At 41.9% G+C, this 12,324-nt stretch carries 14 protein-coding genes; 7 read left to right on the plus strand and 7 right to left on the minus strand.

All coding sequences use genetic code 11. The features are described from left to right. Nucleotides 1-99: 99 nt before the first annotated feature. Nucleotides 100-1,569, minus strand: a complete 1,470-nt coding sequence (locus tag LVD17_RS09335) for a pyridoxal phosphate-dependent decarboxylase family protein (protein WP_233766296.1) — start codon at nucleotides 1,567-1,569, stop codon at nucleotides 100-102. A 45-nt stretch (nucleotides 1,570-1,614) separates the two neighbouring features. Between LVD17_RS09335 and LVD17_RS09340 the strand changes: the two genes are divergently transcribed. The 3 genes from LVD17_RS09340 to LVD17_RS09350 are packed head-to-tail and all read left to right on the plus strand — an operon-like array spanning nucleotide 1,615 to nucleotide 3,235. Beyond that, a complete protein-coding gene (locus LVD17_RS09340) occupies nucleotides 1,615-1,836 on the plus strand; it encodes a hypothetical protein (protein WP_233766298.1) in 222 nt (73 codons plus the stop codon). Between the two features lie 51 nt (nucleotides 1,837-1,887). Then, nucleotides 1,888-2,487 (plus strand): hypothetical protein, encoded by a 600-nt coding sequence (locus tag LVD17_RS09345; RefSeq protein WP_233766300.1) that lies wholly within the window; start codon nucleotides 1,888-1,890, stop codon nucleotides 2,485-2,487. A 1-nt stretch (nucleotide 2,488) separates the two neighbouring features. Next, nucleotides 2,489-3,235, plus strand: coding sequence for a type III pantothenate kinase (locus tag LVD17_RS09350; RefSeq protein WP_233766302.1), 747 nt, complete (start codon nucleotides 2,489-2,491; stop codon nucleotides 3,233-3,235). 509 nt (nucleotides 3,236-3,744) lie between these two features. Here the strand turns inward: LVD17_RS09350 and LVD17_RS09355 are convergent. Next, the gene (locus LVD17_RS09355; RefSeq protein ID WP_233766304.1) at nucleotides 3,745-5,562 is read right to left on the minus strand and encodes a M61 family metallopeptidase; all 1,818 of its coding nucleotides are present in this window, start codon (nucleotides 5,560-5,562) and stop codon (nucleotides 3,745-3,747) included. A gap of 155 nt (nucleotides 5,563-5,717) precedes the next feature. On the opposite strand from LVD17_RS09355, the gene LVD17_RS09360 reads away from it, so the two are divergent. Next, nucleotides 5,718-5,906 (plus strand): CPXCG motif-containing cysteine-rich protein, encoded by a 189-nt coding sequence (locus tag LVD17_RS09360; protein WP_255702591.1) that lies wholly within the window; start codon nucleotides 5,718-5,720, stop codon nucleotides 5,904-5,906. A gap of 3 nt (nucleotides 5,907-5,909) precedes the next feature. Here the strand turns inward: LVD17_RS09360 and LVD17_RS09365 are convergent, their stop codons facing one another. Beyond that, nucleotides 5,910-6,503: a YkgJ family cysteine cluster protein gene (locus LVD17_RS09365; protein WP_233766306.1), complete on the minus strand. Its 594-nt coding sequence runs from the start codon at nucleotides 6,501-6,503 to the stop codon at nucleotides 5,910-5,912. Between the two features lie 169 nt (nucleotides 6,504-6,672). Here LVD17_RS09365 and LVD17_RS09370 point away from each other — a divergent pair, with 169 nt between their 5' ends. Continuing rightward, on the plus strand, nucleotides 6,673-6,930 hold the full coding sequence (locus LVD17_RS09370) for a pinensin family lanthipeptide (protein WP_233766307.1): 258 nt from the start codon (nucleotides 6,673-6,675) through the stop codon (nucleotides 6,928-6,930). Between the two features lie 187 nt (nucleotides 6,931-7,117). On the opposite strand, the gene LVD17_RS09375 is transcribed toward LVD17_RS09370, so the two are convergent. Both LVD17_RS09375 and LVD17_RS09380 read right to left on the minus strand, forming a co-directional pair. Then, nucleotides 7,118-7,645, minus strand: coding sequence for a hypothetical protein (locus LVD17_RS09375; protein ID WP_233766309.1), 528 nt, complete (start codon nucleotides 7,643-7,645; stop codon nucleotides 7,118-7,120). A gap of 33 nt (nucleotides 7,646-7,678) precedes the next feature. Continuing rightward, nucleotides 7,679-8,143, minus strand: a complete 465-nt coding sequence (locus LVD17_RS09380) for a CAP domain-containing protein (protein ID WP_233766311.1) — start codon at nucleotides 8,141-8,143, stop codon at nucleotides 7,679-7,681. Nucleotides 8,144-8,384: 241 nt separating this feature from the next. Here LVD17_RS09380 and LVD17_RS09385 point away from each other — a divergent pair, with 241 nt between their 5' ends. Continuing rightward, nucleotides 8,385-8,948, plus strand: coding sequence for a ferritin (locus LVD17_RS09385; protein ID WP_233766312.1), 564 nt, complete (start codon nucleotides 8,385-8,387; stop codon nucleotides 8,946-8,948). A gap of 5 nt (nucleotides 8,949-8,953) precedes the next feature. Here LVD17_RS09385 and LVD17_RS09390 read toward each other — a convergent pair whose 3' ends face one another. Then, nucleotides 8,954-9,229: a (2Fe-2S) ferredoxin domain-containing protein gene (locus LVD17_RS09390; protein WP_233766313.1), complete on the minus strand. Its 276-nt coding sequence runs from the start codon at nucleotides 9,227-9,229 to the stop codon at nucleotides 8,954-8,956. A gap of 226 nt (nucleotides 9,230-9,455) precedes the next feature. Between LVD17_RS09390 and LVD17_RS09395 the strand changes: the two genes are divergently transcribed. Further along, nucleotides 9,456-9,953 carry a DinB family protein gene (locus LVD17_RS09395; protein ID WP_233766314.1) on the plus strand — a complete coding sequence of 166 codons (498 nt, stop codon included), beginning with the start codon at nucleotides 9,456-9,458 and terminating at the stop codon, nucleotides 9,951-9,953. 200 nt (nucleotides 9,954-10,153) lie between these two features. Here the strand turns inward: LVD17_RS09395 and LVD17_RS09400 are convergent, their stop codons facing one another. After that, on the minus strand, nucleotides 10,154-12,142 hold the full coding sequence (locus tag LVD17_RS09400; protein ID WP_233766315.1) for a hypothetical protein: 1,989 nt from the start codon (nucleotides 12,140-12,142) through the stop codon (nucleotides 10,154-10,156). Between the last annotated feature and the right edge of the window lie 182 nt (nucleotides 12,143-12,324).

Genomic DNA, 12,324 nt, shown 5'->3' on the forward strand with positions numbered 1-12,324 from the left:
TAAAAATCGGTAAACATGCCCATGGTTACTTTTTATTGGTTTGCAACTGCTTTTGCCAACTGCTGCTACTAATTATCTGTCGAACACATAGGATAAAAGTTAATGTCTACCCGAAAATTCGGCTTGACCAGCAACTTCCTCATACTTTTCTTTCAAAATAGATAAAGCCAGATCAATACTTTCAAGGTGAGCTCTGAAAGCCAGAATTGCAAATCTTAGCGTATAGATACCATCAATGGTAGTTGTTGATAGAAAAACACGGCCATCTTCATGAATTTTCCTTGCTACTTCCCGATTAAATTGGCAGGCATCTCCATCATCCGGTACAAACCGGAAAGTGATCACTGTTAGCTCAGGCTCCGGTCCCAAGGCTATCCGGGGTATTTTCCGTAGCTGCAGATAGAGGTATCGCGTTAGCATTAGCTTCTCATCAAGCGCCGCACGGAAAGGCTTTAACCCATGGATCATTAGTGGCAGCCACATGCGCAGTCCTCGGAAGGGCTTCGTAAGCTCAGGTGATACATCTGCCGGAGACACTTCATCGGCTAAATTGACGGTATCCTGCATATAACTGGCTTCATAGGCAAAGCTGTTTCTAAGCGTACTTCCATGCCTCACGATCACTACACCTATGCCATAGGGAAGAAAAAGGCCTTTGTGAGGATCCATTACCACAGAATCGGACTTTTCTATTCCGCGAAATTGCTTCTTACCATACTCAGTCAGCATGAAGAATCCGCCATAAGCTGCATCCACATGTAACCAGAGCCCGTGCCGCAGTGCTATGTCTGCCATGCTATCGAGCGGGTCGACTGCGCCGGTATCAGTTGTTCCTGCTGAGCCAACCAGCAGCCAAGGGTTTAAGCCTTCTTTAAGGTCAGCTTCTATAGCTTTTTTCAGGGCCTCCATGTCCATACGGAATCCGTCATCAAGGGCAATATGCCGTACCTGGCACTCCCTTAGTCCGGCTATGTTTATTGCCTTATTGATGCAATGGTGAGCCTGTTTTGACAAATAAATAACCTGTCTGGAGATATTCTCTGCACGGATACCGGCTGCATCCCTGGCTGCCACTATAGCCGTCAAGTTAGCAATGCTGCCTCCTGAGGCTAAGTTACCCAGTGCAGATTGTGGATAACCTATAAACTCCTTCATCCAGTTAATCAGGTGGTTTTCCATCCGTACTGCGCCAGAGTTGGCAAAGAATACCCCGGCATATCGGTTCGTAATATCTGCCCAATAGTCTCCTAAAGAGGAGCTGTAGATTCCACCACCAGGGATATACCCAAAGTGTCCGCCTGATGCAGGATTTAAACCTTCGTTATCCACATTTTTGGCTACAAGGCCTATGGCTTTTTCCAGATCGATAGGTTCATCTGCTATGGGTTGCTTTGTCAGGTCTATTCCTGTATCATTTACCCGGAAAGCAGGAATTTTTTCCAGATCATGAATATTTTCCAGAAATTGCTCTGTATAATTGACTATGGCATCACGCAGCGTACGGCGCTGACGGGCATCAGGCTCTATAGCTTTGGCCTGCTCTTCGTAAGCTTTGATCTTATCTCGCATAAGTCAAAATTGTCATATAATTTTAAACTTTTAAAAAAATTTGATGTGAACTGGTTGCTGCTGTTTGTATTATTGGTCCTGATCTTTCAGGTAGTGATGTTTTTTATGATCAGGGCGAAGCGAAAAAAGGATAAGCGGGAGAGTGTAATCGAAAAGTATAACATCAGAACCCCTGCAGATGCTTTTCGCCTGCTGCAAAATCCTGATCTTCCCGACGAAGATCTCAAAAAGATAGAGGAACTTTACAGAAAGGACATTAAATCGTAACTAGAGTCCCTATTTCCTTAAACTACATAAACATTTAACTGTTAATATTTCATGTTTTCATCTACCGAAGTGCGTTGGTTTTTTAATGAATCCCTTCCCGAAGCAGTGTCTGATTGGTTTAACCTTTTTGAGCCTCTAAGGCAGCCTCTCAGAACGGATTACTATTTGAAAAATACCGACAATGCCCGCATGGGGATCAAACTCCGGGAAGGACAAATCCAGATCAAATGTCTGGTAGCTGAGATGGGTGTTCAATATTACGCCAATGCCGTAGGTAAGGTGTCTCAATATGAGAAATGGAGTTTTCCGGTAGTGAGTAATGAAGAATGGAGTGCCTTGGTGGCCAGGCCTGATGTCTGGATCCCGGCTAAGAAGGAAAGACTGATGTTGAGGTACACGCTGGGCGGTGGCTTTCCCGATCGTATCGAAATGGACGAGCGAATAGAGGAGGGCTGTGAGGTGGAACTGTCAAAAATAGAGATTATAGATAAAACCTACTGGTCACTAGCTTTTGAGGCATTCGGGCCGTCTGCTGAAATGAACCTAGAGAAGACTACCAGGGAAATTTTTGAAAGTAAAACCAGCCCAATATTCTTTGACGAAGAGAATTCTCTTGGATATGCCCGTTTGATCCACGATATTAATAGTTGATATGTTATTAGCAGCAGATATAGGAAACACCAATGTTGTTTTTGGCCTTTATAGTGAAGGGCAATGGCAAGAAGTATGGAGAATTGATACTAAGGATGAGGCCCAGGGCAAACTCTATCATTCCTTAAACAAGCACGTAAAAGAACCCGGAGAGATAAAGGACATTGTTATCAGCAGCGTGGTGCCGTTCTTCACCCCAATACTTACCAAGCAGTTGCAGCAAAAGTTTGGTGTCACTCCTTACATCATTGGCCCACAAAGTTATCCACATCTGCCGCTGGAGATCCTTCGGCCAGAACAAATAGGAACTGACCTGGTTGCAGATGCTACAGCGGCTTACCACAAGTTCAATGGTGACTGCATGGTAGTGGATTTTGGTACGGCCCTGACCTTTATCATTATTGCTAATAAAAAAATAAAGGGAGTTAACATTGCTCCCGGCCTGAAAACGGCCATGAAAGCCCTGGCTGGCAATGCCGTTAAACTACAGGAGATCCCGCTGAAATTACCGGATTCCGTAATTGGTACAGACACTACAACAGCAATACAATCGGGCATACTTTGGGGCTATGTAGGCTTGGTTGAGAAAATGATTGAGCGTATAGAGAAGGAGTTATCCACAGAGCTAAAAGTTGTGGCTACAGGGGGCTTATCAAAAGTATTGGAGCCTTTGCATGATCAGTTCGATGCTGTGGAGCCTAACCTTACCCTGGACGGTATGAGACTCATTTATGAAGCCATAAGATAGGGACAAGTCCGAATCTTTGGGAAGACATTAACTTTTCGCGTTAGAGTCTGACGGACAGCGGTTAGCAGCAATCAGCAAAAGCCGTTGGCAAACCAGTAACAAGATGTGGATCAAGCAGAATTTCTGGGGAGACTCCAACATTTTACCTCTATGTTTGACGAACAGTAGTGAATAGCAATAGGCAAAAGCAGTTGGCAAAATAGGATAAAATAGCAGTAAGCGCAGTTTTATCTTGTTTCACTTGGTAACGTTACCTTGATGGGCTTACTTTTCCGGATTCACTCACTCCACAGGTTTTACACTTGACCCCAAATAGTTCTACAGGTTTTTCAGATTGATCCTAAAATGAAAATCAGGTATCCAGTTCCCTGAATACCTGATCATCCAATTGTAGTGATTGTTGGTATAAAAACGTGCGTAATTTCTAATTGTTTTAAAATAGTTATTGAAATTACTGATTAACAGTATTTAACGGTAAAACCTGAAAAACTAAAAATTTGGCTTGACCTTTATTTTTTTCCAAGCCAGCGCTCTCTGCTTTCTTTCTGCGCTTTGCTAAGCTTCTTGTCCTGTAACTCCAGAAGGGTTGTTTTATAAGCGGGGTCGCTCTCCATCTCCATAATTGTCTCCTTCTTCTCATCATTTCTTTCGTAAACTACGGTTACAGTGTTATTTACCCCAAGTTCCACAAGTACATCCGAAATATTAGTAGTATCCGACATGATGTAGTCGCCAATCGATACTATTCGGTCACCGTTTTCAATACCGGCTTTATATAGTGGGCTTCCCTGATGTGGGTTGCTTACTACAATGGTTTTTCCTTCCTCCAATCTTACATAAGCCCCAAGATAAGACGAACCTGGTTTGGCTTTTTCAAAGTTCACGCCTACAGTACTCAAAAGTGACTGGTATTCAGGCATATTGCTTTGATAAATGTACTTAGTGAAAAAGTTCGTGGCAAAGTCTTCTCCGGCATATTCGGCCAGTGTATTTTCAAGGTCTTTTACCGTATAGGGTATTTCGGTCTTTCCATACTTCTTCCAGACCAATTGCATATAACCATCGAGCGTTAAATCCTTTTTATAGTTTCTCAAAGAGAGGTCGAGTGCCAGGCCAAGTACACTGCCATACGAATAATAGGAAACAAAGGTGTTTGTCCAGTTAACAGGATCAACTGAGCGGGCAGCATCTACAAACGGCGCCTGATAGCTCATTTCAATAGGATTAAAATATTTTAGAGCGGGAGAATTCCAGACATAATTCAGTGTGCCGGACAAGCCCTCCACATAAGCCTCGGGAGTAATGATGCCGGCCCTGCATAGGATCAGGTTGGTGTAGTAGCTGGTAAAACCTTCTGCAAACCAAAGCTCGCCAGACATATTGGCTGCTGTATAATCGAAAGGTTCAAGAGGCAGAGGCCTTATCCGCTCCACATTCCAGGCATGAAAATACTCATGCGATACTGTACCGATGTTGTTTTCCATTCCTCCTTCTGCCAGTCCTTCCACATCAGTTAAAATGGTTGAGTTTCTATGCTCCATGCCGTCACCGGAAACATTGGCAAGATAGCACGCCAGAAAAGTATAGGTGCCAAAATCAAAATCAGGAAGCTCCCCAAATACAGCTTTTTCCTGCTCCACAATCTTTTTTACCTTGGCCACATAAGTATCAAGGTCCGCATCACTCCCTTTATGATGTAAAACAAAACGAATGGTATACGTTTTGCCGTTTGATGTTTCTGTAAATTCGCGTAGGGAGTAATTGCTTATTTCTGTAGGGCTATCCATGAAATAATGCAAATCAGGAGCATAGTAAGTATTTTTTTCAAGATGCTTAAGTTGCGTTGCCACTTTCCAGTTCAGGTCTTCGCGTACTTTGAACGTTACTTTTATGGGTCTTAGCGCCAGGCGTGGTGCATACATAAAAGTAGCCGGAATATTGAGGTGGGCATGGGTTTCATCTATTTGTGTATAAGTACCATCTCCCCTGTTTCCGTAAAGGGTGTAAGTGACTACAACAGTGCCATCATGCCCGGAAACATTCCACTGATACGGGTTTGGCCTGGTTACGAGCAGGCTTTTTCCTTTGCTGTCAGTGGCTTTTACGTTATACACGTTTTTGGCAAACTCATGGAGAGCATACCTTCCCGGAGAGGTACGACTCATTCGCAGCTCAAGCACTTTATTTTCCAATCCGCTAAACTTGGCTTTTATGGTAGCTTCGTGATGAACGGCATTATCAAAAGAGATCTCATAAACGTTGTGGGTCTGGGCGATAGAGAAGCTACCAGAAATTACAAGGAAAACCAGGAAGAATAGCGCTCGCATTTTTATAGGGTGTTTTAAAGTTGAAGCAACTAAGCTAATGAAAAAATTATATTTACAACAGCTACTTTGCCACCCCATCTGAGACGCTCAGCGATGTTGCCTGATATGGAATGGTACCTACAACTTTATGGGTATGGGAGTTGTTACCCTTTAAGATGCTTACTTTGGAGTATTATTTTACATGTCCCTATTGTGGGGAACAGATTTCGATGCTACTCGATATCTCTGTTCCTCATCAGGATTATATTGAAGATTGCGAAGTGTGCTGTAATCCAATAAGAATAATGTTCGATACGGAAGGAGAAAACCTTATTTCTTTTACAGCCGAATCTATTGAACAATAATCACTATGCTCCCCTGCGTTGCCTGTACGAATAATAGCTTAATACCACTTTTATAGCTTCTTCTATCGCTTTATTGATGGGCATTAAGGTCTGGCCCAGGTCCGCATCAATCGCACGAAGCTGAAAATAAAAGTTGCGCATAACAGGCACAGGTTGCTTTTCGGCTATATGCTTTACTGCAACTGAATGTGCGTCGGGAAATTCTGTTTTAATGGTTTTGCAGGTAACAAGCTGTGGGATTCCCTGTTTATCAAGCATGGCAGAGTAACCAAAAAGCCTGCAGATGAGTCCCCGGTCTTTATACTGCCCGCAAAAGCCCCTGTCCCCTTCACTCACAAACGGACGGAAAGCTTTACAAATAGATACTTCCGGTTCGGAGCGTAACTCTTCAAACCACTTATAAGCCTGACCGTCTTTGTACAACTGGTAGGCCAATGGAAGGAATTCTAACGGAGTTGCGGCTATATCAGGTTTTTTACAACATAAACCACACCCACTCAGACATTTCATTCCTGTGGCATCCTGAAAGGTAGCCACCTCCCTCTCCAGGCTCGCGAACACCCGTTCGATAGCCTGAACTTTACGATAGATCGACATTAACTGTCTAAAAAAACGATGCAAATTTAATCACCTGTAGCTAATAATAGTTCGCCGGATATTAAAAAAATTTCACCACTGATAGTAACCTCTTTGATTTTGTGTTCACTAACTCATAAGCGGAACCTGAAAAGCTAATAAGAGTAAGGATCAATTAAGTAAATGAACCATGAAAAAGAAGTTTAACCTAAACGATCTGAAAGTAAAAAGCTTCGTTACTTCGATGGAGAATGGCGAAGAGCATACAGTTAAAGGCGGAGGAACCCTGGTAATAGGCTGTACTGGAGTGATTGCCTGCGGAGGCACTTTACCACCACTTACCAACAACACAACGTGCTGCCTTGACACCAAGGTGGAGGCCATATGCAAGGGCTGGCATACTATGCCTTATTGGGATGGCTGTGGCAGCATCAACCCTGGTTTCTGATCATATAATAACTAAAAAATAAGTCAGGGCCGTCGTTTGAGTGTATTTCCAAAACCTTGAGTATCCTATTAGATATTTGAGAATACACCGCCGGAATGCCCTTCACTCTCCATTAGATGCCAACAGTCAGAGTGGAGGCGTTCCCGGCCTTGATTTTAATGTAATTTGGGAAAACAGAAGCCTTTCCCTAGAAAGGGAGGTTTAGCGGATAAACAATTCCCACAGCAATAAGAGTTTGCGGCTCTTTGCTGATATGATAGCGGATCTCCCCAAAGAGCATTAGTTTCTTTGAGAGTTCATATACACCGCCTAATCCACCATATGCCCCTATAAACAAGTCGCGTTCATCATCCACTTCAAAAAGAGGACTGTCAGAAAAATTTGACTCTCCACTAAATTTCAGGTTGATCAGGCTTAGGCCAATAATGGGATAAAATGTGGTATGGTCAACCAGATCAAGTGCTTTTAACTCATATTTGGCCTGAATGCTGTACTCCTTTCGGCTAAGGGCGTAATCCATAAACTCATCTGATCCATTGTTTTTGAACGAGAAGTGGATTTCCGGGCCGATTTTTATACCATTTTTAAGTGCATAAAAAGCTCGGAAGTTATACGATACAGCTTTGATCTGCGTACCAAAGCCTAAACCGGTGCCTATTTCTGCATTTTGTGCTGTTACTTGCTGAACAAAAAGGCATAGGCATATCACTCCCATTAAGCCGGCTTGTTTAATTAGATGCATGCTATATTACTTCTTTATAAAAATTTGCGTGTAGTAGACCGGGCCATTGTTATGCTGGTATGCCCCAATACCTATGTGTGAGAAGTTACCTTCAATATTTGCCCTATGGCCGGAGCTGTTGAGCCAGCCTTCCATCACCTGCTTGGCTGAATTATAGCCATAAGCCACATTTTCACCACTTGCTCCGCCACCACCAGTATTGCTCTTAATTCGTTCTACCCGCTCCCCAAAGCCATCATGTCCAAAAGAAACTGCCCCCTGCGCCATGTTTTTGCTGTGTACACGACACTCATATGAGATGTAACTGAGCATTTCAAGTTCAGGCTTTCCAATGGTTTTTCGGTGTTCGTTAACCAAATCTATTATTTGACTTTCTACCGCCAGCGGTGGGCTTTCAACATCTTCATCGCAGGAAAGTAAAGTTATGGAGATCAGCAACATATAGCTGAAGCGTATGATTATCTTTTTCATATTAAGGTTGATAAAACGAAGTCAAATTTATGGTTGATTGGTAGAATTTTGACAATTTTTTTCTTTAAACACACCAAAAGTCACGATCAACTACAAAAGCCTGAAAAGTTAATACGCAGTTGGTACATAGCCGCTAATTGAAATGATTATAAATTAACCTCTAAGCAAACAAACATGAGGATTTACAGTATTATTAACTATAGATTTATAACTATATTTAGTAAAGAAACATAATTGAACTATGGCTAAACAATTTATTACTTCAAAGAGGTCGTTAAGTGAAGAAACCGAGAAAAAGCTGAACAAGCAGATTTTGATGGAGGGTCTTTCTTCGGCCAGCTATTTGTCTATGGCATCTTGGTGTGACACACGCGGATACATCAAGTCGGCACAGTTTTTATACAACCATTCCGAGGAAGAAAGGCAGCACATGCTGAAGCTATTTGCCTATATCAACAATGCCGGAGGACATGCAATGCAGCCTGAAATTACCAATATTAAACATGAGTTTGGTTCGCTGAGGGAGGTTTTTGAAGATATATTGGCTCATGAAATAGCAGTAACCAAATCCATTAACGAGCTGGTTGAGCACTGCTTTAACTCCAAAGATTTTACAACCTTTAATTTCCTTCAGTGGTTCGTGACGGAGCAGCGTGAAGAAGAAACCCTGGCTCGCCGTGCTGTAGAACTGTTTGACATCATTGGTGAAGAAGGTATCGGTTTATGGACCATCGATCAGGAAATTGCCAAGTTAGAAAACAATGGAACAGAGACAGGGCTCGAATCCGGAGGAGGAGAAATATAATATCTTCATGTACCGCTGAAAGCGTCGGTTAACCTGCTATTGGCAAGTAGCCCGTCAAGGTCGTTTTCTTTTACCTTATGATAAAGGCAGTTATTGGCAATCACGTTTGGGCCTTTCTTGCAATGGCCCATACACTTTGTTTTTATTACTTCCACAGATGACTTCAAGCTGCTGTCCTTAATCTTCCCTGTTAGTTGCTTTTCAAGTTTCTTGCTTCCGTTCTTTTTGCAGTCTTTGGCAGTGCAAACGAATATATATTTTCTTGATTTTGAATTTTCCATGAGCTATTACAAGATAACAGAAATACGGTAAATAAATTCCTGAATAGACCTGTTATCTCTATTTAAATTCCTGCCTCTACATATTCAGAAATCTGGCCTTGATGTTATACCTGACCTACGGCACAAAGGTCAACAATTTTAAAAAATATTTCCTGTCAAAATTATTACTGACATAGGGCTGTCACCTCACGGGTTTTTCTTTGTGTAAAACAAAATAGAAAAACCCATGACAACGATTAAGATGCTTTTATCAGAGTTGGAGAAAGAAGCCCAAACCACCCGAAAAATGTTTGAAAGAGTGCCTGATGAGAAATTTCAATGGCAGCCCCATCCTAAAAGCATGACTATGCAAAAGCTGGTGGCCCATATTGCCGAGCTTCCGGGGTGGATTACCACCACACTTACTACGGATGAACTGGATTTGGCAGAAGTGCCGTACATAGCACCTCCTGTTAATAACACGGCAGAACTTATGACTTTCTTTGAGCAAAAACTAAATGAGGGTAAAAATCATCTGGAGCAGGCACAAGAACAACAGCTTACCGAAAACTGGACCTTACGGGAAGGAAACCAGGTATACTCCACAGAAACCAAGGCGGAGGTTTTAAGAATGGTGTACTGCCAGATAGTACACCACAGGGCGCAATTGGGTGTATACCTGAGATTGTTGGACCTCCCTATTCCGGGGAGTTACGGACCTAGCGCAGATGATGTGAGCTTTTGATCGAAATAATAAACCAACACGATTCATACCGATCCGGAACCAATGAAAAAGTTTAACAAAATACTAAATGGAGACGCACTTCTGTTCATAGGTATAGGGGTTGTAGTTCTCCTGATATATATGGCAGTGAAGCATCTGTAAAACCTTTAATGATATGATTACCATCTCTTTCAAATTTTATAAGGAAGAGATGGTAGTTTTTATACATCTTCTGTCGGAGGATTTTTATTCATATCAGTGCTATCACTATTCCCTGTACTGCTTTTGTTAATGGCAGGAGTTGTCTCGCTCGTGTTACTGTCACTTTTAATATAATTATAAGCCTTTTCCCATATTACTTCGCTGAAAACAGAGCCTACCAGACAAAGAAAAAGCAGCGTGTAGGGATTAAGCTGAATATCCTGCGAGCTAAGAATGGCAAGGCCTCCCTTAGCACTTAGAAAAATCACCAGTGAGGCCGATACACCTCCGATAATAACACCCGTAATATTCTTTTTGAACATGCCCTGATCTGTTACTTCCCTGTTTCTTATGAGCGATGCTATCCCGGCACCAAGGAGTCCAAACCCAAGCATACCTGCAATTAACACCATTTCATCAGAGCGCGCATCTACCAGCCATTGTGCCAGCCAATGGAAAAGGCTTCCGGAGCCGGATTCATCATCTAAAGTGACCCCTCCAAAATAATCTTCGAATTTCCAGTTGATATCTACTGACTCAAAACCGGAAAATGGCGCTGCCCGGTATTCGGAAGAAAGGATGAGGGAATCAGCCATGGAATTTTCGAGGTTGTCAATAAACAAATTCATGGAGGCCAGTTGGGCCTGGTTCTTCTTGTCTAGAGTGCGGAATATTTGAACATTTCGTTGGAAAGACTGCTTATAGGCTGAAATAAAGTATTCGTATAGACTTAACAGCCTTACAAACAGCTCTCCGCGCTCATTGCCAACGGCCCTCAAGTACATATTATAAGCATACTGCTGAACGTAAGTGTTCTTTTTCTGCTCAATTTCGGCATCAAAGCTCTCTTTTACATCATTCATTTCCCCTGTTTCCCTTCCATAGGCTTTCGTTACCTCTTTGATATCGTGCTGTAAATTTTTTAAATAATTGAGCACATCTTGCCTTGGGATAATGAAGTCATCTTTGTTATCTGAATATGAGCGCACAAATGATAAATTAGCTTCAACTCTGGACAGTCTTTGTTGCATCTCATTAAAGGGACTGGTGTTGGCTTTAAAGTCAACGTCCTGGCCCAGTGAGTTATTTACTTTATATATTTCTTCAATTTCTCTTTTAAAGTCATCTTCGCTTATACCATCAGTAGATGTTCCTTTCTGCAATTCAGGTATAGCAATGATGGCCGAAATACTTAAAAATGAACCAAGAATAAATATACCGGCAAAAATAATATTGAGACGCTCTTTATAAATCATTTGCTTTAGTGCCTCACCACTGTCAGCCACCAGGTATTTGTCGCTTAAAAAACCAAAAGCTGCCATTAACAGCAAACCGATTAGCATGGATCGAATATTATCCGCATTAAATACCATTCTGAAAAAGCGTTCAACTCCGGTCATGAACCGCTGACTCCATTCGCGCGACAGCGACAACAGCGTACTAAAAAACGATTGGTTTGTTTTCTTTACCACATCAGTAACTGCGTTGGATATCTGGGCAGAGTGCTGCTCAGTTTTAGCTGAACCATCTTTATAACCATCTTCATACCCGTGGTTATAGCCAGTGGAATATTGATCATCAGGATTAAAAAAAGTGGTACTTTGGTTATAATACTGTTGCTGTTGAGCAAAGCCGTTTTCGAAAAAGTAACGGGAGACATCAATAATGCTATTAGCGGGAACCACAAACAGGGCATATATTCCCTTAAAATAGATTAACGTAATAAAGCCCACGGCAAAAACCCTGGAAAACCAGTGTTTCCCGGAAATAAATACAAAATGTATCACGAGGCGTATGAATGAACCGATCAGAAGGGTCAATAATAGTAATGTTGAAATGCCAAAAGTTGCATTGGCATAGCGGAGATAGAGCGCCTCCTGTTGAGTATCTTGTAGCTCAAAGGTCCCACTATGAAAGAGTATGATAATCACAATAAGAGAAAGGGCCAATAGTAAGGCGATGACAAGAAGTCCCCATCCAAATTGTTTGGCAAATTTTTGAAGGAACATGTATAACAGCTTAAGGTTTAGTAAGTTATATGAAAAGGTATTGTTTGCATAAAGCAATAGACTTTTTTCATGCATATAAATAATGAAATAGTAATGATAATTCCAATAAGGGCGGAAATGATTAAGGCAAATTACAAGATCAGTGCACTCTGCGGGTTGGAGTTCTTCCGGCTTAAAATATC

It is taken from the genome of Fulvivirga ulvae (assembly GCF_021389975.1).
Classification (GTDB): domain Bacteria; phylum Bacteroidota; class Bacteroidia; order Cytophagales; family Cyclobacteriaceae; genus Fulvivirga; species Fulvivirga ulvae.

Excerpts from the sequence above, each read along its gene's own strand:
- LVD17_RS09365 (WP_233766306.1), bottom strand. The coding sequence starts at position 6,503 with ATGTCGATCTATCGTAAAGTTCAGGCTATCGAACGGGTGTTCGCGAGC.
- LVD17_RS09335 (WP_233766296.1), bottom strand. The coding sequence starts at position 1,569 with ATGCGAGATAAGATCAAAGCTTACGAAGAGCAGGCCAAAGCTATAGAG.
- LVD17_RS09375 (WP_233766309.1), bottom strand. The coding sequence starts at position 7,645 with ATGGGAGTGATATGCCTATGCCTTTTTGTTCAGCAAGTAACAGCACAA.
- LVD17_RS09350 (WP_233766302.1), top strand. The coding sequence starts at position 2,489 with ATGTTATTAGCAGCAGATATAGGAAACACCAATGTTGTTTTTGGCCTT.
- LVD17_RS09400 (WP_233766315.1), bottom strand. The coding sequence starts at position 12,142 with ATGTTCCTTCAAAAATTTGCCAAACAATTTGGATGGGGACTTCTTGTC.
- LVD17_RS09345 (WP_233766300.1), top strand. The coding sequence starts at position 1,888 with ATGTTTTCATCTACCGAAGTGCGTTGGTTTTTTAATGAATCCCTTCCC.
- LVD17_RS09370 (WP_233766307.1), top strand. The coding sequence starts at position 6,673 with ATGAAAAAGAAGTTTAACCTAAACGATCTGAAAGTAAAAAGCTTCGTT.
- LVD17_RS09390 (WP_233766313.1), bottom strand. The coding sequence starts at position 9,229 with ATGGAAAATTCAAAATCAAGAAAATATATATTCGTTTGCACTGCCAAA.
- LVD17_RS09360 (WP_255702591.1), top strand. The coding sequence starts at position 5,718 with ATGCTTACTTTGGAGTATTATTTTACATGTCCCTATTGTGGGGAACAG.
- LVD17_RS09355 (WP_233766304.1), bottom strand. The coding sequence starts at position 5,562 with ATGCGAGCGCTATTCTTCCTGGTTTTCCTTGTAATTTCTGGTAGCTTC.
- LVD17_RS09395 (WP_233766314.1), top strand. The coding sequence starts at position 9,456 with ATGACAACGATTAAGATGCTTTTATCAGAGTTGGAGAAAGAAGCCCAA.
- LVD17_RS09385 (WP_233766312.1), top strand. The coding sequence starts at position 8,385 with ATGGCTAAACAATTTATTACTTCAAAGAGGTCGTTAAGTGAAGAAACC.
- LVD17_RS09380 (WP_233766311.1), bottom strand. The coding sequence starts at position 8,143 with ATGAAAAAGATAATCATACGCTTCAGCTATATGTTGCTGATCTCCATA.